The sequence below is a fragment of the Ruegeria sp. HKCCD7296 genome (assembly GCF_013110775.1).
GTDB lineage: Bacteria > Pseudomonadota > Alphaproteobacteria > Rhodobacterales > Rhodobacteraceae > Ruegeria.
Genome location: NZ_WVRF01000017.1, coordinates 25,682 through 50,840, shown reverse-complemented (window position 1 = coordinate 50,840; position 25,159 = coordinate 25,682). Strand labels below are relative to the sequence as shown.

Genomic DNA, 25,159 nt, shown 5'->3' with positions numbered 1-25,159 from the left:
AGGGACCGAAATGCGGCCCCTCGTCGTTGTACCGTTGTAGGTCAGATATGCGCGCTTTGCTCAAGCAGCGGCCTTGCGGCGGCGAACCAAAACCATACCACCAAGCGCACTCAGAAGCAGAAGACCACCAGCTGGTAACGGAACTGCAGCCACATCAAAGTCAAAAGTCACGTCCGGTTGGGAAGCCGCCCAACTGAATTGGAGATTCTGGCTCAGAGTATTTGGGCTCACGCTACTGAAGAGCGTCCTGAGTATTGTTACACCACCCAGCACAGGCGTCGTGGCTAGTACGTTGGTGGAATCGTTTGCATCGACCCAGCTTACCGTCAGACCCATAGGGAAAGCGCTGGTCAGCAAGCGAATGCCGATGGTTGCTTCTGTCGATGCCCCCAGCGGGTCAACCGGCGAGGTGAAGTTGACGGAGTAGGATCCGCCGCCACCTGCGCCTGTATTTACTGCGCCATTAAAAAGATTGTCGGACGTGATGTCATAGCTGCCACCTGCAACTACATTTGTTAGCGCACTGGCCGAGCCAGTCATAAGGACGGCGGCGATAAGCCCCACAGCCGTCATTTTTAAAGTTCTAAACATAAAAGGACCCACCCTTAATTCTCACACCACGGATTACGAGCGCACCAAGAGTGCGGCACCTACCAGAAACATTGGTAAACCATTTCCGTGTGATTGTTAAAGGTTTTTGAGGAATTGTGGCTTTTCTTGGGCGAATCCGCGCGGATGATGGCATAATATAGATTTAATTTTTGCTTTGTTTCCCAATTGCGAACATATCCCGCCGAACCTGGGAGCGAATCAGCTTCCGGTGGTGTTGTGTATGGCCAGGCGTCCTCAGACAGGTATCCTGAAACAGGAACATCTGTCACGGCGGCGTGCAATTATGCAGAGAGGCACGTCTCGCAAATGATGGCATCTAGACTGAATGGCAACGCTTTTCTCGTCGGCTTCCTAGTGCCGGGCGTCTCCTTACGCTGAAATGCGGGAAACAATCAGGGAAAACGGCACCTACTATCCGCATTGTAAAAGAATCACGTGATCTGTGGGCCTTGATTGACAACAAAAACGGGCGAAACCCGGTGCGCCCCCGTATTTCTGCTTAGACGCGCCCACAGTTTCGTGTAGCGTTGGGTTGTTGTACCAAGTACAGGCGCTTATTTTCGATCGGAATTTATAGTTTGACCGTTTGTTTAAAGTTCCCGCCTATGAGCATGGAGATGCGAATGGGTGTTGTGCCAGAGATGGTGAGAGTTACCGAGGCCGCTGATGAACGCAGCTGATTTTGATCCCAATGACATGAATCTGAACGCCAAACGGGTCAGCGCGCGAATCCTGCAGGCCTCGATCTCCGGGGTTTATGGCGACCCGCAGATCCATCCGCAGACCGAAGATTACGTGGGCCACGTCAACCCGATCGGACCGCGCTCATTTTATGATGAGCGCAAGCGCTGCGCCGAGACGCTGTTCTTTGACTACTATCGCCAGCACAACCTGCCGATCAAAGTGGTGCGGATTTTCAACACCTATGGGCCGAACATGCACGCCGATGACGGGCGCGTGGTGTCCAATTTCATCATGCAGGCTCTGGCGGGCGAGCCGATCACGATCTACGGCGATGGCAGCCAGACCCGGTCGTTCTGCTTCGTATCCGATCTGATCGATGGGCTGATCCGTCTGATGGAGTCGCCCGAGGACGTGACCGGGCCGATCAATCTGGGCAACCCGGTCGCGATGAGCATCCGGGAGCTGGCTGAGGCCGTAATCCGCCTGACCGGATCGAAATCCGAACTGATGATGCACCCGCTGCCCCAAGATGACCCGATTCAGCGCCAACCGGACATCACCCGCGCAAGAGAACAGCTGGGCTGGACACCAAAGGTTGTGCTTGAGGGCGGGCTGAAGGCGGCGATTGCGTATTTTCCACGTACCGCAATGGCGATGAAGGAGCTGTAGGACGGTAATGACCTTGCAGACCGCCTCTGGAAGAGCACCCCGATGGTTCAGGGGCGTTTTGCTGTTTGCAGCAACGGTTATTGTCTGTCTGCTGGTTTTGATCATTAACCGCGGGCCGCTCTATTATTTCGATACTGGCAGCTATTTCAGACAGGGCGATACGGCGCTGTCCCTTATTCTGCCTTCACCAGAATCGAGTGGTGCCCAAAGTGGCGCGAGCAACGCGCAGCCAGAACAGGCCCTTAAAGAAGATGAGACAACCGGCGGGTCGCGTTCGATGGCCTATGCGCTGCTGGTTGCGGTTTTCTGGCGGGCTGATGCGCTGGGGGCTGTTGCGGTCGTTCATCTGGCCGCGCTATTGCTTGCGGTCTGGCTGACAATGCGCGTGTTGCAGCGAGTTGTTTCAATTGGATGCAGTACACTTGAGCTGGTGACAATTCCCTTATTGGCCGGGGCTTTGACCTCCCTGCCCTTTTATATCGCTTATGTGATGCCGGATATTTTTGCATCGATCATGCTGATCATGACCGCGGCGGTTGTTGTGGCTGGGCGTTATATGACGGTGGCGGAATGGCTGGGCGCGCTGGCTCTGGCTACGTTTGCGGCGGTCCTGCACCCTTCGCATCTGGGGGTTGCGGCGCTGATGGTGCCTTTTGTCATACTGGCGGCTCTGTTGCGCCTTGGCTATGGGCGATGGCTTGCGGCAGGGTTTGCCGTCTGTCTTGTTGCCCTAGCTATTGCCGAGCGCAAAGCCTTTGAATTCGCAACAGAAACCGTTGCGCAGAAAGAGGTGATATATACACCCTATATCACGGCACGCTTGATCGTTGACGGCCCCGGCCTAGATTATTTGAGCGATGTCTGCCCACAACCCGGCCTGGCCACCTGCGCGCTGCATGAGGCCCTATCCTGGTCCAATGATCCGTATCGGCTGACCGCCACGCACATCATCTTTGAACAATCTGAACGGCTGGGATCCTTCCGCCTGATGCCAATTGAGGATCAGCAGGCCGTGGCGGCCGAACAACGGGCTTTTTTTCTGAAGGTTTTGATGGCCCGTCCGTTCGGGACGGTCTTTGCGTTTGGCAAAAATGCATCCACACAGCTTGGCATGAACAGCGTAAAGATGACCATCCCGAACGAGGCAGTTATTCGTAATACGAAATCGCTTTCCGGGTTACCTGACTCGCAACTTGGTGTTCTCGACAGCGTTATTCTGACACGCGATCAATCCTGGCTTGGCCCGGCAAATACCATCCACTCCGCCATCTATCTGATCTCGCTGTTCGTCGTGGTTAGACTGTTGCTGTGGCCGGGGCGCGTTGCGCCACCCTTGAAACTGTTCACACTGTTCATCTTGATCGGCATTGCCGTCAATGCACTGGTCTGTGGCGGTGTGTCCCAACCCGCAGATCGCTATGGCGCGCGCGTGATGTGGCTGCTGCCTTTTACGGCCGCTTTCCTTCTTCTTGTTCAGCGGTCCCGGATACCGCGCACTGCTTCCGGAGATATCTCGTGAGTTCAGATAAACCTCTTACCATCAGCGTGGTCATGCCCGCCTATAACGCCGAACATCTGCTGCCCCGGGTGCTGCCGCCATTGATCGACATGCTCAACGCCGGTCAGGTGCAGGAGGTTCTGGTGGTGGATGACCAATCCCCAGACGGCACCGCCGCCCTTGCGCAAAAGATGGGCGCGACGGTTTTGACCACGCCGGTCAATGGCGGGCCGGGCGCGGCGCGCAATCTGGCGGCGGAACAGGTCACGGGCGATATCCTGTGGTTTGTGGATTCCGATGTTATCGTCTGGCCTGACGGCCCCGACCATATCCGCCGCGCCATGTCCGAGGATAATGTCGGGGCGGTATTTGGCTCATATGATGATGAGCCGGACGGACAGGCATGGTTCTCGCGCTACAAGAACCTTCTGCACCGCTATCACCACCAACGTGCCCGGCGCGAGGCGCGGACCTTCTGGGCCGGATGCGGTGCCATCCGGTGCGATGTGTTTCGCGAGGTCGGGGGGTTCGATGTCAAAACCTATGAGGTCCCGTCGATTGAAGATATCGAGCTCGGCTACCGGATTGCCAATACCGGCCGCCGCATCCTTGTCGAGCCCCAGTTGCAAGGTAAACATCTGAAGGTCTGGACCATCCGAAACAGTCTGAGCACCGATATCTATTGCCGCGCCCTGCCCTGGGCCCGGCTGATGATCTCGCGCGAGGGGCTGTCGGATAATCTCAACACATCAATGGCAGAACGTGCACGGGCCGGAATTGCGGGGCTGTTGCTGTTATCGATACTAGCCCTACCCTTCTGGCCGGGTGCATGGCCCCTGCCCTTGCTGCTGCTGGCAGCAGCCCTGATCGCCAATTTTGATCTGGTCCGCACGATGGCCGGGCATGGCGGACCCTGGTTTGCCTTCAAATGCCTGCTGTATCATCAGGTCTATTACGTCTATTCGGCCACCATCTATGTCTGGTGCCTGTTCGAATATCACGTGCTGGGACAAAAGCAGAAGCTCCGCGTCACGCGAAACTAACCGTTCACGCGATACAGAAAGGCATCAAGGGCTGTTTCAGAACTGTTTCGCAGGCAATTGCTCGAACGGCAATTTCTCAACCTGATCGAAACGTGGATTGCTTTCGTGCACATAGAAGGTGTCGTAAAGCGAATTTCGTACGAAGTGATAGCCATTGGCAAACAACAACTCGTTCAGTTCGGGCGTTGGGCGTTCAATCGTCATGGCATGAAAGCGATACAGGTCGAACGGGAAATTCCGCAGAATCCGGGTTTCCGACCCTTCCACATCCAGGCTGAAATAGTCTATATCCCTAGGTGCGTTGTAGCGATCCAGAACTTCCTCCAGCGGCACGGCCTCAACCGTGACGACCATGCCCTTTTCACGAAACCGGGCCAGTTTTGAGGCACGGCGCTCGGTCATGTTATCGGCCTCGTCCACCAGCAGGCTGCTGCGCTGACCATCAATCATGAACTCCAGACTTCCCGGCTCAGGATCAACTGCCAGCGGAACTTTGGTTGATGTGCGGTGATGCCAATTGGTTATCCGATTATAGTTGATCGGGTTAGGTTCGATCAGCAGCCCGGTCCAGCCATAGTGCTTTTCCAAAATGAACGTGTTTGAATCCGAAAACCCGTCGGCGGCCCCAAGTTCCACAAAGAACCCGTTGCGTTTGCCGTTATAGACCTCGTTGATCACCCAGACATCCTGCCCCCGATCCGAGACCCGTTTTGGCAGATAGCCGAGATTGTTCATGGCGAAACGGCGGCTGACATTTTTGGCACTAACCACGCCAATATACGCGAAATAGGCAGGCTTCTGGAGGACCGGGTATGATTCAACCAGTTTTGCAAGATTCTGCTTCATAAAGTTCTCCTTTTAAATGCCCGCTTTTGGTCCCCGGGAAAATCTTATGTTTCCCAATCTTTGGCTATCTTAGTCCCGCTACTTTTGCGATGTCCCAGACGGGATACGGCGTATCGCGCGTTCCTTGTCCGAAAATGGTATCAAGCGGCACGCGATAGGGACGTGCAATACTAACCGGAACCCCAGTGTTCCCAAGATCCTGTTCATAGGTTGCCTGGTCGCGCGCTACTATAACCTGCCCTTCCACAGCTTCGCCAATCACGGTTTCTCCTTCCGCCAGGGGGGTTGTGGCTGTGCGAATGAAGTAATCTGTAGTTATGGTATCCGGAGCGGGCATCCTGGCATGAACATAAACCGACAATTGGCCAGCCATGTAACGGTTTTCCAGATCGGCCTGTGTCCATACGGGTGGGAAGGCTTGTGCTATCAGTTCTGGTACGACACGTATCTCGTTCAGGTCGGGAAACGGGGCTGCACCCGTGTCGATCGAGATGCGATAGCCAAGATCCCGGGTTTGGGTAAACGGGCGCAACGTCTCGGGCCAGCTGATCCAGGCGCTAATCGCAAGCCCGGCCAGAGCGCAAACCAACGCGGATACTGGAGCCACCTGCACCGGGCGCAGCCGCCAGAAGACGATCAGCGGTATCACTGCGGCCGGGGCAAAATGGTGCGGCAGGATGCGATAAGCCTGAACATAGAAAAACAGAACATACGCTACGACCATCAGCGTCAGCGTTCTGGACAGTTTGTCTTGCCAGGGCCAGGCCAACAGCGCCAAACCGGGCAGAATACCGCAAGGCAACAGCCAGAACAGGAATCGCCCGGTATCGAAGACCGTCACAAAGCGCAGGCGGCGCAGGATACCGTCAGCCCCGAATTCGTCAGCCACACCCATCAAATCCGATCGGGTCAGTATCATTTCAACCAGTGATGCCAGCACTAAGATGGAAAGGGCTATCAGCCCCGCGATAAATACCTGCCGGAACGGAAATGGTCGGGTTAAAAGGAAATGGGAAATAAGAAAGAATCCAATAAGCAGAGTGCCATTCGGCGCGGTCAGTAGGGCCAGGATGGAGACGATCGCCATCCAGCCAAACCTTTGTTCGTTGAAAAACAGGATATACCCCAGCACCCCTAACAGAATCATCGGTTCGCGTGCCATGGGCAAGGCGATATCGGCGAAATAAGGGTTGTAGGACGGGTTGAACGCCATCACGAAGGAAAACAGAAACAGCGCGCCGCCCAGCCCCAAAACGGTACGGGGATCGGTCTGGCCGTCCGCATTGCGGACAAAGGACAGCATCACCCCGAACAGAACCGAAATCCCCGGCAGGTATGCGAATCGGATAGAAACCTCATAGGGCCCAAAGAGCCGCATGAACCCAGTCTGCAGGAAGGTTTCAGACACCATTTTCGGGGTCGGATATCCTCCGATCCCGCCCGCATCCGGTGGCCAGAATGGCAATCCACGAGTCATGAACAGCATCGCGTTCAGAAAGCTGTGCGCCCCGTCATCGTTCAGCGACTCCCAGTAAAATTTGGGTGCCAGAAACATCAGAACTGCAAGCGGCAAGACGATCATGCCCGCCACATCCCAGCCTCTGTTCTGCAAGATCTCCGGGTCGGGTCGGCGCATAATCAAGCCGATACCGGGCAGGCAGAGCAAAACGAGAAGCAGAGTGAACGACGCCCCCGTCATCGGAACGCCGCTGATCGCTTGCAGCACTGCGGCGCTTGCAGGCACGCCGAACAAAGAAAAGGTGAAGCCCTTGAGCAACCAATGTTCAAAACGGTCTTCGGGCGCAGCTATTCCAAGGGCAAGCAGAAAACCCGGGGCGACAAACAACGCCGAAGCTGCCAACGCGACAAGAGGAACCCAGAGATACGAGAACAAAATGCCGCTAACCGCAAAATAAGCCGATGTGCCATTTAAAAGCGCCGCATCAGCGGCCAGTGTTGCCGCAACATCCTGACCGGCTAGTGCAATGCCAGCCAAAACAATGAGTAAAAGAAGAAGGCGTAATATCATCACGTCTTATACAATCTCATCAAAATACAGCAGTCGACGATTACCCAATGAAGGACATACTAGATTTCAGCTGAATGTATCTGTCTTCAATCAACCAATTTACTGATAACATGTAATTCTCTTCAGGTTGCGTATTTTGTGCCTATCAGAGGGATTGCATGCGGAATGCGACATCAATACCGCAAACATATCCGTATTGATGATTTTGGGGAAACAAAGAGTCAGTGCCAATGTTTTTTTGGGCGTTTCAGTTCGCCTAGGCAGCATGACCGATACTTTGGACCATAATTCAGGAGCAAACCCGCAAGCACCATAGTTCCTGGCTAGGTGTTTGATCCCAGGGTTTGATGGTGTGATTCATTTGATGGAATGGAAAGAAGCACTATGAGATAAATTCGTCACGGCAGCGCCACTATCACGCGCGCTGTCCGAACAGCGATACAGCGATCGCGGAATAGAGCCGGGAGCTTGGCATCAACCCCAAGACGGTCGCCAAGTGGCGGAAACGGTAGACTGTTGAGGATCAGAAGACCGACCCCAATGAGCCTCGTTCAACCGTTCTTTATGAAGAAGAGGAGGCCATGATTATTGCTTTCGGGCGGCACAGGTTCCTACCGCAGGATGGCTGCCTTTACGCTTTGCAGCCAACGATCCCGCATCCACTGACCGACAGGGTATTTCCGAAGGAAATATCCCGACAGGTTGACGCGTTCTTCTTTGCATCGTTGCTTACAGCAGCATGGGATATCTCGGCTGCCGGAAGTTGAGGATGGCAAACTTCATCTCTTTGTTGCCACTCGCTATGATAGGTGCCCGACGTCTTTTTCTCAGCCATAGCACTCGCTACTACCGTCTTGTTCTGACTGTAAATCAATGAGTCTGGAACCTAAGGATCAGAGTGCCGTGCTTTTAAGGGAGTTTTTGGGTGCTCGACATTGTTCTTGGATTTCGTTTCGAATTCCTCGTGATACGAGCGTTCTACATTTACATCCCAGATATCGTTGTTCTCACCCATAATATTGCGGGCGGCATACATCGCCGACAACATTGAATGATCCTGGTTGTTGTATCGGTGCAAACCATTACGCCCGACGGTCTGGAAATTCTCGAGTGTTTTCAGCCAATCACTGACAGTATCCAGAGCATCTTTGTATTCAGTGTCATAAACTGGATATGCTTTGGGCTGTCGAATCACAGCAAAATCAATAACATCAGTGGCCTTGGCCAACCCAAGCTGCTCTAGCTCTTCGCTGGCAAGCTTTCTAAGTTCTTCATCAGAAGAAGACCATAGCCCATCACCCTTCTGGCAAAAATACTCCATCCCGATTGAGGCGGTATTCTGATTGGGCAGCATTTCCTTAGACCAGGCGCGGAAATTCTGAATGCGGCCTACCTTTACCTTTGGGCTATGAATGTAAATCCAGTTGTCCGGGAATGGATCCGCATGATCAAGGACCAGAGTTACAATCAGAAAATCCCGATATTTCAGACGATCTGCAGCCTCGACAACCTCGGGCGGCGGCGGCGGGTCAAAGGTATGGATCAGATCACGCACGGCCATAGAGTTGATGAATTCTTCCCCTTCAACTTGTTTGATTCTTATCTCACCATCTTCATTCCAAGTTTTCACCTCAACTGAAATAACGCGATTACCGTCACGGTGCACTTTCACTACTTCGGAATGAGTTTGAACGCTGCCGCCGTTTTCTTTTATCAGGTCGCGGGTCTTTTCCCACATCATGCCGGGGCCCAAACGAGGGTACTGGAATTCCTCGATAAGGCTAGCCGTGTCATTGGCACCGGAGATCGCATTCCAGACCGCCTTTGGCAAAGACAGGTTCTTGATCCGCTGCGCGGCCCAGTCAGCTCGGATCTGCGACGGCGGAATACCCCATACCTTCCTAGTGTAACTACGGAAAAAGTGCATGTAGAGCCGCCCGCCGAAGCGGTTGATCACCCATTCTTCAAAGGTGTCTTCCTGAGGCTTGGGGCGCAGCTTCCATTTGATGAAGCTGCCGATGATCTTGTAGGTCTCATAGGGGCCGATATTGCCAAGTGCGTTAAATATCCGCAGCGGATAATCGTAGAATTTGCCACGATAAAAAATGCGGCTCAGGCGCTGCACGGTGATGAAATCGTCACCCATCACTTCGTGCCACATGTCCTCGACTTCACCTACCTTGGTGAAGAACCGGTGCCCGCCAATATCGAAACGATAGCCCTTATGGGTCTCGGTTCGAGAGATGCCGCCAACCATGTCGGAGGCCTCATAGACCTGAGGCACATGCGTATCGCTTAGTTTCTGAAGCTCATAGGCAGCGGTCAGACCGGCCGGTCCGCCCCCAATGACAACAACTGGAACAATTTCTTTTTTCAAATCACTAAAACCTACACCAAGTCTCTAATGTCAGGCTACAGGAGGTTATCATCGATTCACAACAAATTCCTATTGGCCCTCGAAACAGTAGCCGTGTTCCTTACAAGACACTCGCATCAGGTTTGAATGAACCTGACGAAGATCGGGATGCCGCGCCTGGAGCTCGTATTCCAGTCCTCTGGAAACACTAAACTTATCCATAAGAACTCGGCAGAGAAATTCCAACAGAGGATTGAATAAAAACAGTTTTATCTCTCTGAGGCAGATGCCTTGGGGTGCGCTGCATTACCATGGGCAGCACCACGAAGATGTTGCAAAATGCGCGACCTGCAGCACCCCGGACATTTGTATTCACGATGTTATTTGCACTATGTGCCAAACGCCAACACTCTTTGGAAAATCACGTCAACAATATCGTTTCATTTCTCATATTGTATATTTTTCTTGCGCTAGAGTGCCGGGAAATTCAGTGCATCATTAAGCGTAGCTTTGTGAATCTTGACACGAACGCAACGCTCCCGTCCTACTGCGCTTGAATGTTTGTAGGAACAAGGTTGCGGCGGACCTAAGGTGAAAGTCTGTGAATTGGCGGCCAACTTCGTTTTTAACGAGGGAGCGATTTTATGAAGTGCGTTATTCTAGCCGGAGGGTTGGGCACCCGGCTCAGCGAGGAAACCGTCAAGATACCGAAGCCCATGGTCGAGATCGGCGGTAAACCGATCATCTGGCATATCATGAAAATCTATGCCGCCAACGGGGTAACCGACTTCATTGTATGCCTAGGCTACAAGGGCTACGTCATCAAGGAATACTTCGCTAATTTTTTTCTGCACAGCTCGGATGTCACAATTGACCTGGCCAGTGGCAGCCTTGAGACTGCAAACAGCAAATCCGAACCTTGGCGCGTGACGCTGGTCGATACAGGCGACAACAGCCAAACCGGCGGGCGACTGAAACGGGTTATCCCACTTGTTCAGGATGAAGAAGCCTTCTGTCTGACCTATGGGGACGGGGTCGGCGACATCAACGTCCGGGACGGGATCGATTTCCACCGGGCGCATGGCAAGCTGGCGACCGTCACGGCAGTTCCGCCGCCGCGTCGTTTCGGTCAGCTGGAGATGCAGGACAATCAGGTTCTTAACTTCAGCGAAAAACCTGTTGGGGACGGTGGCCTGATCAATGGCGGTTTTTTTGTGCTTTCGCCTGAAGTCGGGAAATACATCGAAAGTGACACGACCGCCTGGGAACGCGAACCACTGATGACGCTGACGCGCGATAGCGAGTTGATGTCTTTCGAACACAAGGGGTTCTGGCAGCCCATGGACACGATCCGCGAGCGTCAGGAGCTTGAGGAGCATTGGGCCACAGGTAGTGCACCGTGGAAAATCTGGGAATGAATGCGAGCGCATTTGCAGGTAAACGGGTTCTTGTAACCGGGCATACCGGCTTTAAGGGTGCCTGGCTGGCTGTGTGGCTGGCCGAAGTCGGTGCAGATGTGACTGGATATGCCCTTGCGCCCGAAACGGATCCTAACCTCTGGGCTCTGCTGGATCACAGTAAGATTCGCTCGGTCACGGGGGATCTGAACGATCGGGTGGCGCTTGATCGTCTGATCGCGGATACCGATCCCGAATTTGTCTTTCACCTAGCCGCACAATCACTGGTGCGGCGGTCCTATCGCACACCGGTCGAGACATTCGAGACCAATGTGTTAGGCACGGTTCAGTTGCTGGATGCCCTGCGGGCAGCGCCCAGCTTGCGGGCGGTGGTGGTTGCCACCTCGGACAAAGCCTATGAAAATGTCGAACAGGTCTGGGGTTATCGCGAAACTGACCCCATGGGCGGGCATGACCCCTATTCCGCGTCGAAAGGTGCAACCGAGATTGCAACCGCCGCGATGCGGCGCAGCTATTATTCGCCGGACGCGGCGGACCCGCACCCTGCCCGGATCGCCAGCGCGCGGGCCGGGAATGTCATCGGTGGCGGGGACTGGGCTGAAGACCGGCTAGTACCTGATATCGTGCGCGGTTGCCTGAGTGATAAAGGACGTGTTGTGTTGCGCCACCCCGGCGCAATCCGGCCCTGGCAACATGTTCTGGAACCCCTCAGGGGCTATATGATGCTGGCACAGCAGCTTGCGCAAAGCGAAGCCTTTGCACAAGGCTGGAACTTCGGTCCTGAACGCGACGATGAACGTCCGGTTCTGGATGTGGCCCAGGCCGTGATCAAGGCGCTCGGGCAGGGCCGAGTTGAGGTCAATACCCCGGCAGATACCCCGCATGAAGCCAAGATGCTGCGGCTGGATGTATCACAGGCGCGCGCCGGTCTTGGCTGGCGCCCGGTCCTGAGCTTTGAGGATACCGTCAGGCTGACGGCGGACTGGTATGCGGGCTGGGCCCGGGGCGCCTCGCCTACCGAGCTGTGCCGCACGCAGATCGCTGAATTCGAAAACATAAGCAAGAGACAGACATGATCGGCGCGACCCACCCCACCTGCCGCCAATGCGGCGCCCCCCTTGAGATGACGCTTGTCGATCTGGGACTGTCTCCTCTGGCCAATTCCTATGTCGATCCAGCCAAAGCAGATATTCCGGACTCAGTCTATCCGCTGCACGCCCGCGTCTGCACCAGTTGCTGGCTGGTCCAAGTGGACGATGTGGTTCCGGCGGAAGAGATTTTTTCCACTGACTACGCCTATTTCTCCAGCTTCTCTGACAGCTGGCTGGCCCATTGTCGAGACTATGTGGACAGCATGACGCAACGATTCGATCTTGGGTCGGGCGATCTGGTAATCGAGATCGCTTCGAATGACGGGTATTTGCTGCAATATTTCGTCGAAAAGGGCATTCCTGTTCTGGGCATCGAACCATCGGGGAATGTTGCGGCTGCCGCTGAAAAAAAAGGCGTACGCACATTGGTCGATTATTTCGGCGAGACGCTGGCGCAGAAGGTTGCCAAGACCGAACAGCCCCCGGCGCTGATCGCTTCGGCCAATGTTCTGGCACATGTGCCCGAAATCAATGATTTCGTCACCGGGATCGCCACCCTGCTGAAAGAGGATGCGGTTTATACAGTCGAGTTTCCGCACCTTCTGAACCTCATCAACAGCGTGCAATTCGACACAATCTATCACGAGCATTATTCCTATCTTTCGCTGCTGGCGGTCGAGGAGATCTTTGCCAAGGCAGGTCTGCGCGTCTTCGATGTGGAAGAACTGCCCACCCATGGCGGATCGCTGCGGGTCTATGCCTGTCTTGAAGCCGCCAGCCATCCCGAAGGTGCTGGTGTGGCCAAGGTCCGCGCCCGTGAGGCCGCTGCGCAGTTTGACCGCCCCGAGGGTTATATGAATTTCACCGGTCAGGTCGAAACCCTGCGTGACGGATTGCTGACTTTCCTGCGCGGGGCGCAGGCGAAGGGAGAAACCGTTGCAGCCTATGGCGCTGCGGCCAAAGGCAACACGCTGCTGAACTATGCCGGGATCGGTCCTGATCTGATCTCTTATTGCGTTGATCGGAACCCGGCCAAGCAAAACACCCTGCTGCCCGGCAGCCGGATCCCCGTACACGGGGTCGAAGCGCTGCGTGAAACATCGCCGGATTACGTGTTGATCCTGCCCTGGAATATCCGCGATGAAGTCATCGACCAGCTTGCCGACCTGAGGGCGCAGGGAACGCGGTTCGTAACCGCCGTGCCAGAGGTCAGGATAAGCTGATGGGACGGGTTCTGCTGACCGGGGCGACCGGATTGATCGGACGCGCCACAGTCCCGACCCTTATAGAGGCCGGGCATGAGGTCGTGACACTGGGTCGAAGCAGTACGAGCGACATCTCATGCGACCTGCTGAACCCGGAAGCCGTCACAGCGGCGCTTGAAGACGCTCGTGCCAGCCATCTGGTTCATCTGGCCTGGCATGATGGCGCGCGCGACCGATGGACTTCTGCGGCCAATCTGGACTGGATGGCAGCCACGCTGCATCTGGTGCGCGCATTCGCCCGCACCGGTGGGAAACGAGTGATCTGCGCTGGCAGCTGCGCCGAATATGACTGGGCATTGCCAGAGCTGGCCGAGACCAGTCCCTTGCGCCCCCGTACTTTGTATGGATCCGCTAAGGCTGGAACTGGAATGGCCCTGTGCGCAGGACAGGAAGCGCTTGACCTGTCGCTGGTCTGGGCGCGTATTTTCTTTGTTTACGGGCCGGGCGAGCCGCCAGGACGGTTGTTCGGTGACCTGATTTCCAACCTGAAGGCGGGTCAGCCTGTGGATTGCACTGATGGCCTGCAGGAGCGCGATTTCCTGCATGTGCAAGATCTGGCGTGCGCGTTGGCGCACTTGCTGGAAACCGATGTCACCGGCGCAGTCAATGTTGCCAGTGGCACGACAATCCAGGTCCGAAACCTTATTGAAGAAGTCGCAGAGCAAATGCACCACCCCGATCTGATCCGGCTGGGGGCCATTGCCCGCGCGGCAAACGATCCTGACCGATTGGCAGCAGATGTGACCCGCTTGCGGAACGAGGCCGGTTTTACCCCGCAACATGACATCGCCTCGGGCGTGGCGGATATTCTGCGCACAGAAGGGGCACAGGTATGAAGAAACATCTTGTTCCCCGCAAAAGATCTTTCATGCGCTTCGCGCTAGTCGGCATGCTGAATACCGCATTCGCATACGCGTTTTTCACCGGTCTCAGCCTATCAGGTCTGCCACCGCAGGCGGCGCTGGCTATCTCGTTTTCCGGCGGGGTCTTGTGGAATTTCATGACCCATGCCCGGCTTGTTTTCGACACCAAAGGCTTTGGGCGTTTACCTTATTACATACTGTCCTATCTGGTCGTCTACGCGTTCAATGCCCTATCGCTCGAGGGTCTTCTGTCCGTTGGCCTGAAACCGATCATGGCACAGGGGCTGCTTGTTTTACCCTCTGCCATTCTGGCTTTCATCATGATCTCCAGGGTGTTGACGGACCGCTTTCCCTGGCAGCAGGATGTTTGAAAATGCTTGAAAATAATACCTTGGCACATCTGCCATCGACGACCAAACCGACCGTGGAGTCAGAAGTTTGACATAGACACTGTACCGCAAGGATAATTCACAGATGCGTCTTTATCTTGCCGATCTCGGCCACAATCTTGTTACTGCAACATCGGACACCTATCCGCTAGGTGTCGGAAATCTTGCAACGTTTGCCAAAGCCTATGCCAAAAGCCGGACACCACTGGAGGTCGCCATTTTCCGCGACCCTCAGGAGCTGAAGGCAACCATTGATGCAGCGGTTCCGGATATCATCGGGTTCTCAAGTTATTCCTGGAACCACAATCTGGCCCTGTCATTCGCCAATTACGTCAAGGCGATCAATCCGAACGTGCTGACCCTGATGGGCGGCCCCAACTTCCCGCTGACCGAAGAAGAGCAGGACAGCTGGATTCGCACCATGCCGCAGATTGACATGCATGTGCGCGGTCCCACCTATGAGGGCGAACGCGCCTTTCTGAGCACGCTGCAACGGTTCATCGACCTAGGCGCTCGCCGTGAAGGCATGTGGGAAGAGGCCGTTGACGGCGCGCTGTTCGTTCACCCCCAAACCGGAGAAATCCTGCGCGGCGGCGAACCGCCCCGCATCCGCGATCTGGACGAAATTCCCTCGCCCTATCTGGCCGGGCTGATGGACAAGTTCTTTGACACCGGCCTGTTTGCATTGATGCAACTGGCCCGCGGCTGCCCGTTCACCTGCGCATTCTGCAACTCCGCGGTCAAATCGAACTCGAAAGTATTCCGCCATTCGTTCGAGCGCACCAAGGCCGATCTGGATTACATCGTGGCCCGCATCAACCATGCCAGCCCGCTCTGCTTTGCCGACGACAATTTCGGCATGTATGTGCAGGACGAAGAGGTGGCCGACTACCTGGGCCACCTGATGGAGCGGTATGACTGGCCGAAATACATCCGCACCACGACCGGCAAAAACCGAGGCGACCGGATCATCAAGGTGATGCGCAAGGCCAGGGGCCGGTTGCCGATGACCTCATCAGTGCAATCGCTGAACCCGGTTGTTCTGAAAAACATCAAGCGCGACAATATCAGTCTGGATACCTATGCCGAGGTGCAGCAGGAGCTGCATTCCAAAGGCATGCAATCCTATGGGGAGCTGATCCTGTGCATGCCGGGCGAGACTAAGGAATCCTTCATGGATGCGGTCGACAAGCTGATCGAAACCGGTGTCAGCCGGGTTGCCGCGCACCAGTTGATGCTGCTGCATGGCGCGCCGCTGGCCAATCCCGAAAGCCGCAAGGAATTCGGCTTCAAAACCCGCCATCGCGTGGTGGCGCGCTGCTTGGGTAAATACACCGGTGACACGGTGATCGAGACCGAAGAGATGGTTGTGGAATCTGAAAATTTCTCATTCCAGGACTATCTGGATACGCGGGTTTTCCATCTGCTGCTGACGATCTTTTACTACGAGAACAACTTTGAAGAGGCCTTCCGTCTGGCCCGTTCTCTGGGCATCCGACCATTTCAGATCGTCATTCATATGCAGGATATTCTGGATCAGGCCCCGCAGCCGCTCCGTGATGCAGTGTCCGGCTATCTTGAGGAAAACCAGCAGGAACTGTTCCCGACCCGCGCCGAATGCGTCGCCTGGGCCCACGAAAACTATGATGATCTAATCGGTGGAGAGCTGGGGGGCAATCTGCTCAGCAAGTATTCGATGATTGGCCGGTTCATTGTATTGGACGAGGCCTTGGAATTCCTGAAGCGGGCGATCTCGGACCTGCTGGACGAGGGTGACCACAAAGCGCATGCCATGCTTGATACGATCATCAACTATTACAGCGCCGTAATGCTGCATGTGCCCTTTTCACAGAGCTTGGAACACGAACCGGTCTGGAATTCCTCCTTCGATGTCGAGGCCTGGAGAAGCTCAGGCTATGAGGGTGCTCTGAGCGATCATCAATTCGACGACCCGCGCGAATTCAAAACACGGGTCGACCCACGTGTAAAAACGACCTTGTTATCCCGAATCGACACCTTTGGTGAACACGCCTCGGGTTTGGGCCGGTTCACGCGGACGATGTTTGCCAATGACTTCCGGCGCAGTTTCGTGGCCGCCGAAAACCAGCACGCGGCTGAGTAGTCTTCTTACCCAATAAGAGTGAAACTAATAATCGACGGACCCCCACCGACCCCTCAAACCATCATCCCGATAGAACCCAGACCAATCACGCACCAACAATCAAACCGGACCAGTCAAATGGGGCCAACCAAGAGGAGCATCAAGTTATGCGCGTAATTATATTTCTTGTTCTTAGTGTGTTTTTACCCACAGCTGCATTTGCGTATGTCGGGCCTGGGGCCGGGTTGGGGGCCATTGGAATACTCATCGCATTAATCGGTGCGATCCTACTCGCCGTCATCGGGTTTATCTGGTACCCATTGAAGCGCCTGCTAAAAAAACGCCAGACGCCGGAAGAAAACACTGACGGAAACAACGCCTCTTTGAAAGACTGACTGTTTCTCACTGAAGCCTTCTCCAATGACCGTAAGTTTTAACAGCATAGTCCAATGGAAACATTCTATGCACCCATCTATCAGATGCGGGTTCAGGTAATGTAAAGGGTATACATGTTTTCTAAATTAATTTTTTCTTTCAGTGCATTGGTGCTATCATTTTTTTACGGTTTGGCTACCGTGGAATTCCAGATTTTTCCATATGGCATACTCAAAAAAGCTAAAGCGGCATATGAAGCTCTACAGTCAATCGACAATAAGGAAGAGCCTCCGCATTTCATTCGTTACGAGCCCGACGCGGAAATGCCAGGACCGGTAAAGAGAGGAATTGCAATAGAAGCAAACGATCTTATCGTCATGACAGGAGGATTTTTTTATCGGCAGGACATATGCCCAGATTTTGGATGCATGGCTTGGATCATGTCTCGTGACGGAAACATCCTTCAGACTTGGGAATACGATCCAGAAGCTCTTTTTTCAGAAACTGACTTTGAAGCGTTTTTTGGGTATTCTGATGAACGATCAATTTACATTCAAGGCAGCGAAGTAGACAGCGAAGGCAACCTGATTGTTACTTTTCAAGGAGCTAACACATTTCCATATCATGTTGGCGTCGCCAAATTCGATAAAGAAAGCAATCTGCTGTGGAAGCATATCGACAATAGCCACCATTGGCCTACAGTTGATTCAGATGGACGAGTGTATTTACCTTCGGCGAAACTCGATCCCATAAGTGAAACCATCCTCGACCTAAATGAACCAATGAAATGCACCTATGGAGCGGTGTATCAGGAAGGCGTGCGGATTCGAGATGCAGACGGTACAAATATATTGGTCCACAGCTTAAACGCATTGGTTCGTACTTCAGACGTACGGGGACTGGCTTTTGCTGTTAGAGACGACTGTGATCCCTACCATGTCAACGGTATCGATCTTCTGAACGAGGCGGCTGCAGCCGGAATTGAAGGAGCTAACCCTGGTGATCTCGTAGTTTCGCTACGGTCAAGTAGCGCATTGATTATAATGAACTCTCAGACCGGTGAGATAATCAAAGTCTTCTTTGGACCAATGGTTGCACAGCACTCGCCTGCTGTGTTGCCAAATGGTGAGATTTTGATTTTCGACAATTTAGGTGCAGGGAGCAGCGATGGCGGTGTTGGAACACGGATTCTTGCGCTTGATCCACTGACCGAAAGCTATCGAACTATTTTCCCACTTGAAGATAAGGATGCGGTGCCGCCATTCAACAGTATTGCAGAGGGAGCGGTTAATGCGAGTGCGGATGGCTCAAGAGCTCTAGTCGCTGAGACATTGGGAGGTCGAGTATTCGAGGTAAGCATCGAAACCGGTGATATCCTGTGGCAGTATGATGAGATTAGCGACATCGCACCCTTCTTAGGTGAAAACACTCCAAAACTAGGCCGTCTCCAGACACAAGGAGCAGATTTCATAACACTTGAAGCCTTTAGACGGAGTTTCGGAAAGTAGCCACTAATCAGGCGGGAACATATTTCAGTCTGTGTCGCTTAGGTAAACTACCTCGCGTCCCGGGAATGCGGCGATGATCGCCGCGTTCTGCTCTGGCCCCAGATCGTTCAGGAATATCGGCTTGTCTAGCGGCAGGAATGGATCATTCAGGTAAAGCGCAGCCCCGACATCTCCTTTTGTCGAGACAAAGACCAACGCGTTCCCTAGATCAGCGGCTTCAACCTGCCGCCGGATGTCGCCGTTATATCCGCCATATCCGTCATATTTGGAAATGCCGCGCCAGGATGTGAAGGTGACCACCGAAATCGCGCATAGCAGCACGACAATGCAATGCAGGCGCCCGCGATATTGCTCGGCTAGCCGGTCATTGATCGCCTCGATCCCGGCAGCGGACAAAATCAGAATAGGCAGCAATGCCGTATGCCAGTAGCGCGGACCAAGATAGAAAGTACCGGTGAACCAGTAGAAGAACAAAACCCCCGCAAGAGCCGCAAAGATCACCAACATCGCCCGGTCGAAACCGGTCAGCTTTTTACGCCAGATAAAGACGATCCAGATCGGAACCAGCGATCCGAATGTCCAGCCCAGCAGCTCAAGGTTAAGCGATGCAATCGCGTTGATCAGGTTCAGTACGGCCTCGGCTGGGCTATGACCCACCCAGATATCCAACGCCCCCCAGCTTTGGGCGGGCGGGCCCACATTCTCGCCAAATCCGAACGCATTTTGCGTGTCTGGCCACAAGCGACTGAGATAGTCGGCCTGTGCAGTCAAAAGCGGATCACCCGTGATTGCGTAGTTGAAGAGAAAAACGGCAGACCCGGACAGGATGCCTCCGACACCACAGGCAAGCACCTGCCCAATCCCGCCGGGCAACCGACGCAGCAGCCACAGACCTGTCAGACCTCCGACGATCAGCCCATCCAGTGGCCGAGTGACAAACCCCCACCCCAAAGCCAGGCCAGCGACAAAAGCCAGCAGCACGGCCCTGCGGGTTGATCCCTCTCCAGCCCGCAGCAGACACCACCAGGCCAATAGAATTGTCACCAGCATAAGCGAGTGGTTCATCAGCGTGGCCCCAACCGCCAGCACCCAGGGTGAAGTTGCCATAAGAAGCGCGACCATATCCGCTCGTTCACGGCTAACCGCGCGACGAACAATGTCATGTGCCAGCCAGACCACAATCCCGGTCAGGATCGGATTGATGATCCAGGGTGCCCCGATCAACACTCCAAAGCTCAGAACAACAGCCCAGCCTTGTGCGGGAACGCCAAGCCATTTCCCCTCCGTAACATCGAACAGGTAATATTCCAATGCCGGTTGCGCTACCTCGGGTGGAGCCGGACTCCAGAGTGCACCCGCGGCAAAGGTCCGTGCCTGAAACAGGTAGGCAAGTTCATCTTCGACATGGGGCACCCGATCGAATGCAGTCCAGGTGAGAAAAGTACTGGCCAATGCCGCAAAGATCGCAAGACCGCCCACCGGGATACGCGGCCTGTGGTCAGGCCCTTCTATGGTGAACATGGCCACAATCGTTGCCATCTGAACCAGCGACAGAGCGCCACCAACCCCGATCTGCAAGCCATAGGCCACATGGTAGCCATAGGCCACATAAGGCGTTGCCGACAGGCAGAATACCGCGACCAGGACCAGCAGAAGAAACAGGCGAAACACTCCCGCCCCAGCAACAAGATTACCGATGGCAACCCGGCTTGTCGGACGCATAAGAATAAGGCCCGTTATCCCCGCCTGCGCCGCCAGTACCGCAAGCATGATCAAGTTTTCAGGCGGATCCGCAGAAATCTCGAGCCTTGGAAACCATAGCGGTTGCGTCAACCACAGTCGGGCGGTGCTGCCCAACAGAACCGTTGCGCTCAGAATACCGAACAAAATCTGCCCGCGCGTCCAGAAGACGGCCAGAAAACCCGCAGCAGCCACAACCATAACCCCGAACCATATACGCAGTTGGGACAGAGTTGCATTGGTGACCGGTGTATCATCAGCCCAGACTGCGCTGGCGCAGAAAACCAACGCCAGGACAAGACAGCACTGCCGCACCTGGCTGCATCGGAAGATCATGCCAGATGCTCTTCTCTGGTCAGGGCCAGGTCCTGCGCGGGGCCTTCAATATTAATACGCTCTTGTTCGGTGACTATGGGGCCACCACGCACCTGATTGTGGATCGAGGTAATATATTCCCCCAGCATCCCGATAAACAACATCTGGATACCAGAAAGGAAGAATAGAGAGACGATGATTGTCGTCGTCCCGCGCGGAGCCTGATCGGGGTTAAAGAAAAACAACACCGCGGAAATCAATGAAAACAGAATGCATCCAATCGCGATTACCAGTCCGCTGATCGTGCAGAACCGCATCGGAGCGCGTGTAAAGGAAAAGATTGCATTCAGCGCCTGATCGGTCAGAGCCATCAGACTATGCTTGGTCAAACCACTTTTGCGGGCCTGCCAGACATAAGGCTTGATGATCCGACGAAAGCCGCAACTGGCGATTATGCCGCGGATATAGGGATAGTGATCATTATGGGCTAACACCGCCTCAAGCACCTTGCGGTCAATCAACTGAAACTCTCCGACGGATGGCTCCAGCCATACATCTGACAGACCGTTTATAATTTTATAGAAAATCCCGCGCGCATTACGCATCACGAACCCTTCTTCGCGGGTACTGCGAGCCCCGGCAACCACGTCATAACCGCTTTCCCATAACTCGACGAATTCCGGGATCAGTTCCGGCGGGTCCTGCAAATCGACAGGCAACATGACAACAACCCCATCACCGGTTGCATAACGCAGCCCATTGAAGGTTGACCGGAACACCCCGAAATTGCGAGCATTGACCACCACTTTCACATCTGGGTCCTTGGCTGCAATCCCTCGCAGTATCTCCACCGTCTGGTCCGAAGAAGCATTGTCGATGAAAATATGCTCGCGCCTGTAGTCCGGCAATTCTTTGTCAAAAATCGCCTTAACGGTTTCATAACAATTCGCCACATTGTCTTCTTCGTTGAAGCATGGCGAAACAATAGAAATTTTTTTCATATCTTTATTTAACATTAAACAGCACCGTTTACCCCACCAATACCCGGGTACGAGCATACCATCCCGCGAAATTTGGGATTCGCACAACAGCTAACCTAAAGGAATATTTTGCAATACCGTGCGCCCTCCGCCACATAGGGGGAAATCGCCCCCATCTCGGTCACAATCCCGTCGGGCTATTGTTTCCTTTGCACTTACCGGGTTTAGTGTGCGCGAGAACTGTAAACTGGCCCCTATTCATGTAAACTGGCCCCTATTCATATGAACCGTAAAATCCGCTATTTGCTTTTTAAGCTGCACACTTGGCTAGGCCTGCATCTGTCGCTTTTTTTTGCCTTCATGTTTCTGACTGGAACATTACTGGTCGCCGCGATCGAACTTGAATCAATAGGCCGCACCGCGATCTGGACCATCGCCCCCAAAGAAGAGCGCACCGCCAGCTTCGGCACGATCTATGACGGTATCAAAAAGGCTCACCCCGAAAGCCGCATCTTTATGATACATAGGCAGCCGACCCCGTGGTTTGTAGACCGCACAGCAGCCCACACGGGCTGGGGGGAAAAAATCAGCTTCTGGACCGACCCCGCCACTGGCGCGGTTGTCGCGGTAACTCGGCCCCTTGGATTCCGTAGCATTCTGCGTGATCTGCATGACACGTTCCTGACCGGACAGCGGGTCGTATTCATGCTGATCTGTGCCACCTCAATAATATTGCTGTTCCAGATCATCAGCGGCCTCATCACCTACCGGCGCTTCTGGAAAGGTTTTTTTCGCTGGCCCAGCCGTGAAGGCGGGTTGAGGTCCTGGGCTGGCAGCACCCATCGGCTGACAGCTGTCTGGACGGTACCGCTGCTGATCGTGACTACCGTAACCAGCTTCTATTTTCTGCTGGGAAGTCTGGGGCTGGAAGGTACTCGACCTCACCCTACCCCCCCTGTTCCCCGCGATACAGCCTTGCCTGCCAATTTTGGCGCAGCCCTTATCGACCAAGCTGAAGCCCGTGCTCGTGAGGCACTGCCGGGGTTTGAGCCTTTCCTTGTTTTCCTGCCGGACAAGAAAACCGACAGCATCAACTTTTTTGGGAACACGGACGGTCATTCCGGTTTTTTCGGGCCAGGTAGCGTATTCATCGATCCCGTAACACTAGAGGTTCTGGGTGCGTTTACGCCGGACGACACAGGTGGGCTGACCTATTGGAAACCTTTGATGGACATGCTGCATTTCGGCACCTGGGGCGGTGGATTTTCGATGGCGTTGTGGATCGTCCTTGGTCTCATTGCCACCGGCCTGGCCTTTACAGGGGTTTTGATTTTCGCGGCTAGGATTGCCCCTGATGCGGCGCAATATGGACCGTTCAGACGTATCTGGCGCGGCATGGGGTGGACCCGGTGGGGCTATCTTCTGGTACTGACAGGTGTTCTGTTCACGGCGTTTTACCGTTTTGGCCCCAATTCCCATGAAAGAACCAGAGCTTTCGCGATTGACTCCCCGCCGTCGGTTGCCCGACTGATTATGGATGCTCCTTTCCGCAACGGCACACCTCTTGAAGTCCAGCTGCGGATTGGTGAACCGGATGTCCAAGCCGCAACGATCGAGGTCAACGGGGACAATGCGGCAGAGGTCAATTTCACACAGAACGGTGACAGAGCCACAGCTTATTTTCAGCTGATGCCTGTAGAGTCGGAAAACACTATCATTGCCCGTCTGCAAAAATCTGATGGCGAGGAAAAAACCGTCACTTTCCGCCTCGGCGCGCCGATTTGGTAACAACCTGCGCGACCCAGCTCTGTTCTAGGTCGCGCATCAGAACCTTTATCCTCTGGCCTCTTGCGGACCAAATTCCTCATGCGAGCGCACCATTGCGATCAGCAGGCGCAACCGGCTACGCTGAAACAGGGCGGTGAGCAGGCAATAGACCACAATCCCGGTCACGGTTCCGGTCAAGAGAACCAGAATTTGGGACGCCGCTTCCATTTTCCACACGACCCCAAGTACGACTACCGCCATTCCCGTCGATAGCAGAAGCGGTGCGAGGTGCTGCCGCATCAAAACCATACCGGACAGCCCCGCTATATGCCCCAGATTGGCAAATTTAAGCGGCCAGACCAGAAGGAAAACAACTGCAAATCCCGCTGTTACCACCGACAGGTCATAGGGTGCGGCCAGAACGATCACCACTGCAGCCAGTGCGACCTCGATCCACGAAAGCATCGCCAGACGACCGGGTTGACCCGCCGCCAAACAGAAGGTCTGCTGCACTTTTTCCGCGCACAGATACATGCCGAACACGGACATCAGGCTGAGAACCGGGGCCGCCGGAGCCCATTTCTGCCCAAAAAGTAGCACCAGCGCAGGTTCCGCTAAAACCGCCAGACCGGCAAAGGCCGGGAAGGCCAGAAACCCGGTCAGGCGCATAACATCCAAAAGCAAACCCGCCGCCTGCCCCCCATCCCGCGCCACTGCGCCAAAGGCGGGTTGTGCGACAGTACGCAGGGGTGTGATCACCAAGAACGAAGCCGTTTCGATCACCCGCCACGCAATTGCAAAGTATCCCGCCTGCACCGGCCCCAGCATAGCGCCGATGATCACTGCAGGTGATTGAACTGCGGCCAGTTCGGCCGCGCGCAGCCCCAGAATTCGATGGCTGAAATGCAAGATCGTGCGCATATGTTCGCGTGACACATTCAGCGCCGGGCGCCAGGACACCGCCCCCCAGGCCATCATGATATTGGTGGCCGTCATCGCCAACCGCTGCCCCACCAGGCTCCAGACACCATATCCCGCCAGCGCCATGCCAATGCCGACGACACCTCCGACCGCCGCGCCAAGAGCCGCGCGGATTGCCAAAACACGAAACCGCATCTCGCGCCGCAAGATCGCCACGGGCACAGCCGTCAGTGAAATCATCAGCACTGTTGGAGACAATCCGATCAACAATCCGGAGGCAGCGGGCTCATTGTAGAAATGTGCAATAGGCCCCGAGCCCAGAAAAAGCAAAACCGTCAGGAGCGCTCCTAACAGCGCCAACAGCCAAAAAACCGAGTTCAGCCGCTCGGGTGACAACGCGTCATGGGTCAGCAAGATGTCCGAAACTGTCTCGCGCACCAGGAATTCGGAAAACAGCACAAAGGCTGCAACCATCGCCAGTAGCCCAAAGGCATCCACCCCTAATATACGGGCCAGAATAGCAAAAATGATAAAATTGAATGCCTGTTCGACCCAGATCCCGGCTGACATCCAGGCCACTCCTCTGGTGAAACTCTGCCGCCCTGACATCGGTCTCCTTCCTATCATACGATCCGGCCATTTGCCGGGGCGATCATTGCCTTTAGTTGCCGCATCTACCCTATGCGGAA

19 protein-coding genes and 1 pseudogene are annotated in these 25,159 nt (G+C 54.7%); 13 read left to right on the top strand and 7 right to left on the bottom strand.

The annotated features are described in order from the left end of the window. Positions 1-60 precede the first annotated feature (60 nt). Complete coding sequence (locus GS632_RS18845) at positions 61-591, bottom strand: VPLPA-CTERM sorting domain-containing protein (protein ID WP_171722288.1); 531 nt, start codon at positions 589-591, stop codon at positions 61-63. Between the two features lie 687 nt (positions 592-1,278). On the opposite strand from GS632_RS18845, the gene GS632_RS18840 reads away from it, so the two are divergent. The 3 genes from GS632_RS18840 to GS632_RS18830 are packed head-to-tail and all read left to right on the top strand — an operon-like array spanning position 1,279 to position 4,506. Beyond that, positions 1,279-1,965, top strand: coding sequence for an NAD-dependent epimerase/dehydratase family protein (locus tag GS632_RS18840; RefSeq protein WP_171722287.1), 687 nt, complete (start codon positions 1,279-1,281; stop codon positions 1,963-1,965). Positions 1,966-1,972: 7 nt separating this feature from the next. Then, entirely contained in the window at positions 1,973-3,484 is a 1,512-nt protein-coding gene (locus GS632_RS18835; RefSeq protein ID WP_171722286.1) for a hypothetical protein, read from the top strand. Beyond that, entirely contained in the window at positions 3,481-4,506 is a 1,026-nt protein-coding gene (locus GS632_RS18830) for a glycosyltransferase (RefSeq protein WP_171722285.1), read from the top strand. The genes GS632_RS18835 and GS632_RS18830 overlap by 4 nt, the downstream gene beginning before the upstream one ends. Positions 4,507-4,542: 36 nt before the next feature. Here the strand turns inward: GS632_RS18830 and GS632_RS18825 are convergent, their stop codons facing one another. After that, positions 4,543-5,352, bottom strand: coding sequence for an FkbM family methyltransferase (locus tag GS632_RS18825; protein WP_171722284.1), 810 nt, complete (start codon positions 5,350-5,352; stop codon positions 4,543-4,545). A gap of 64 nt (positions 5,353-5,416) precedes the next feature. Continuing rightward, positions 5,417-7,381, bottom strand: coding sequence for a hypothetical protein (locus GS632_RS18820; protein WP_171722283.1), 1,965 nt, complete (start codon positions 7,379-7,381; stop codon positions 5,417-5,419). Positions 7,382-7,774: 393 nt separating this feature from the next. Between GS632_RS18820 and GS632_RS18815 the strand changes: the two are divergent. After that, positions 7,775-8,158 (top strand): annotated as a pseudogene (locus tag GS632_RS18815) (hypothetical protein); the annotation flags it as partial. Between the two features lie 109 nt (positions 8,159-8,267). On the opposite strand, the gene GS632_RS18810 reads toward GS632_RS18815, so the two are convergent. Further along, positions 8,268-9,758, bottom strand: coding sequence for an NAD(P)/FAD-dependent oxidoreductase (locus tag GS632_RS18810; protein ID WP_216601853.1), 1,491 nt, complete (start codon positions 9,756-9,758; stop codon positions 8,268-8,270). A 623-nt stretch (positions 9,759-10,381) separates the two neighbouring features. Here GS632_RS18810 and rfbF point away from each other — a divergent pair. From rfbF to GS632_RS18770, 8 genes are all read left to right on the top strand, one after another. Continuing rightward, on the top strand, positions 10,382-11,155 hold the full coding sequence (gene rfbF / locus GS632_RS18805; RefSeq protein ID WP_171722282.1) for a glucose-1-phosphate cytidylyltransferase: 774 nt from the start codon (positions 10,382-10,384) through the stop codon (positions 11,153-11,155). Next, positions 11,152-12,231 carry a CDP-glucose 4,6-dehydratase gene (rfbG, locus tag GS632_RS18800; protein WP_171722281.1) on the top strand — a complete coding sequence of 360 codons (1,080 nt, stop codon included), beginning with the start codon at positions 11,152-11,154 and terminating at the stop codon, positions 12,229-12,231. Before rfbF ends, rfbG begins: the two co-directional genes overlap by 4 nt. Beyond that, on the top strand, positions 12,228-13,469 hold the full coding sequence (locus GS632_RS18795; protein WP_171722280.1) for a class I SAM-dependent methyltransferase: 1,242 nt from the start codon (positions 12,228-12,230) through the stop codon (positions 13,467-13,469). Before rfbG ends, GS632_RS18795 begins: the two co-directional genes overlap by 4 nt. Then, a complete protein-coding gene (locus GS632_RS18790; RefSeq protein WP_171722279.1) occupies positions 13,469-14,347 on the top strand; it encodes an NAD(P)-dependent oxidoreductase in 879 nt (292 codons plus the stop codon). Before GS632_RS18795 ends, GS632_RS18790 begins: the two co-directional genes overlap by 1 nt. Beyond that, the gene (locus GS632_RS18785; protein WP_171722278.1) at positions 14,344-14,745 is read left to right on the top strand and encodes a GtrA family protein; all 402 of its coding nucleotides are present in this window, start codon (positions 14,344-14,346) and stop codon (positions 14,743-14,745) included. Before GS632_RS18790 ends, GS632_RS18785 begins: the two co-directional genes overlap by 4 nt. Positions 14,746-14,848: 103 nt before the next feature. Further along, on the top strand, positions 14,849-16,885 hold the full coding sequence (locus tag GS632_RS18780; RefSeq protein ID WP_171722277.1) for a B12-binding domain-containing radical SAM protein: 2,037 nt from the start codon (positions 14,849-14,851) through the stop codon (positions 16,883-16,885). 146 nt (positions 16,886-17,031) lie between these two features. Then, the gene (locus GS632_RS18775; RefSeq protein WP_171722276.1) at positions 17,032-17,259 is read left to right on the top strand and encodes a hypothetical protein; all 228 of its coding nucleotides are present in this window, start codon (positions 17,032-17,034) and stop codon (positions 17,257-17,259) included. 114 nt (positions 17,260-17,373) lie between these two features. Further along, the gene (locus GS632_RS18770) at positions 17,374-18,747 is read left to right on the top strand and encodes an arylsulfotransferase family protein (protein WP_171722275.1); all 1,374 of its coding nucleotides are present in this window, start codon (positions 17,374-17,376) and stop codon (positions 18,745-18,747) included. Positions 18,748-18,771: 24 nt separating this feature from the next. Here the strand turns inward: GS632_RS18770 and GS632_RS18765 are convergent, their stop codons facing one another. Both GS632_RS18765 and GS632_RS18760 read right to left on the bottom strand, forming a co-directional pair. Beyond that, on the bottom strand, positions 18,772-20,823 hold the full coding sequence (locus tag GS632_RS18765; RefSeq protein WP_171722274.1) for a glycosyltransferase family 39 protein: 2,052 nt from the start codon (positions 20,821-20,823) through the stop codon (positions 18,772-18,774). Next, positions 20,820-21,803, bottom strand: coding sequence for a glycosyltransferase family 2 protein (locus GS632_RS18760; protein ID WP_171722273.1), 984 nt, complete (start codon positions 21,801-21,803; stop codon positions 20,820-20,822). Before GS632_RS18760 ends, GS632_RS18765 begins: the two co-directional genes overlap by 4 nt. A 261-nt stretch (positions 21,804-22,064) precedes the next feature. On the opposite strand from GS632_RS18760, the gene GS632_RS18755 reads away from it, so the two are divergent. Next, positions 22,065-23,570 (top strand): PepSY domain-containing protein, encoded by a 1,506-nt coding sequence (locus GS632_RS18755; protein ID WP_171722272.1) that lies wholly within the window; start codon positions 22,065-22,067, stop codon positions 23,568-23,570. Between the two features lie 45 nt (positions 23,571-23,615). On the opposite strand, the gene GS632_RS18750 is transcribed toward GS632_RS18755, so the two are convergent. Next, positions 23,616-25,079 carry a lipopolysaccharide biosynthesis protein gene (locus GS632_RS18750; protein ID WP_256368733.1) on the bottom strand — a complete coding sequence of 488 codons (1,464 nt, stop codon included), beginning with the start codon at positions 25,077-25,079 and terminating at the stop codon, positions 23,616-23,618. Between the last annotated feature and the right edge of the window lie 80 nt (positions 25,080-25,159).

Coding starts and splice junctions, on each gene's coding strand:
- GS632_RS18755 (WP_171722272.1), top strand. CDS start 22,065: ATGAACCGTAAAATCCGCTATTTGCTTTTTAAGCTGCACACTTGGCTA.
- GS632_RS18750 (WP_256368733.1), bottom strand. CDS start 25,079: ATGTCAGGGCGGCAGAGTTTCACCAGAGGAGTGGCCTGGATGTCAGCC.
- GS632_RS18835 (WP_171722286.1), top strand. CDS start 1,973: ATGACCTTGCAGACCGCCTCTGGAAGAGCACCCCGATGGTTCAGGGGC.
- rfbG (WP_171722281.1), top strand. CDS start 11,152: ATGAATGCGAGCGCATTTGCAGGTAAACGGGTTCTTGTAACCGGGCAT.
- GS632_RS18780 (WP_171722277.1), top strand. CDS start 14,849: ATGCGTCTTTATCTTGCCGATCTCGGCCACAATCTTGTTACTGCAACA.
- GS632_RS18795 (WP_171722280.1), top strand. CDS start 12,228: ATGATCGGCGCGACCCACCCCACCTGCCGCCAATGCGGCGCCCCCCTT.
- GS632_RS18845 (WP_171722288.1), bottom strand. CDS start 591: ATGTTTAGAACTTTAAAAATGACGGCTGTGGGGCTTATCGCCGCCGTC.
- rfbF (WP_171722282.1), top strand. CDS start 10,382: ATGAAGTGCGTTATTCTAGCCGGAGGGTTGGGCACCCGGCTCAGCGAG.
- GS632_RS18825 (WP_171722284.1), bottom strand. CDS start 5,352: ATGAAGCAGAATCTTGCAAAACTGGTTGAATCATACCCGGTCCTCCAG.
- GS632_RS18760 (WP_171722273.1), bottom strand. CDS start 21,803: ATGAAAAAAATTTCTATTGTTTCGCCATGCTTCAACGAAGAAGACAAT.
- GS632_RS18775 (WP_171722276.1), top strand. CDS start 17,032: ATGCGCGTAATTATATTTCTTGTTCTTAGTGTGTTTTTACCCACAGCT.
- GS632_RS18770 (WP_171722275.1), top strand. CDS start 17,374: ATGTTTTCTAAATTAATTTTTTCTTTCAGTGCATTGGTGCTATCATTT.
- GS632_RS18820 (WP_171722283.1), bottom strand. CDS start 7,381: ATGATATTACGCCTTCTTCTTTTACTCATTGTTTTGGCTGGCATTGCA.
- GS632_RS18765 (WP_171722274.1), bottom strand. CDS start 20,823: ATGATCTTCCGATGCAGCCAGGTGCGGCAGTGCTGTCTTGTCCTGGCG.
- GS632_RS18785 (WP_171722278.1), top strand. CDS start 14,344: ATGAAGAAACATCTTGTTCCCCGCAAAAGATCTTTCATGCGCTTCGCG.
- GS632_RS18790 (WP_171722279.1), top strand. CDS start 13,469: ATGGGACGGGTTCTGCTGACCGGGGCGACCGGATTGATCGGACGCGCC.
- GS632_RS18840 (WP_171722287.1), top strand. CDS start 1,279: ATGAACGCAGCTGATTTTGATCCCAATGACATGAATCTGAACGCCAAA.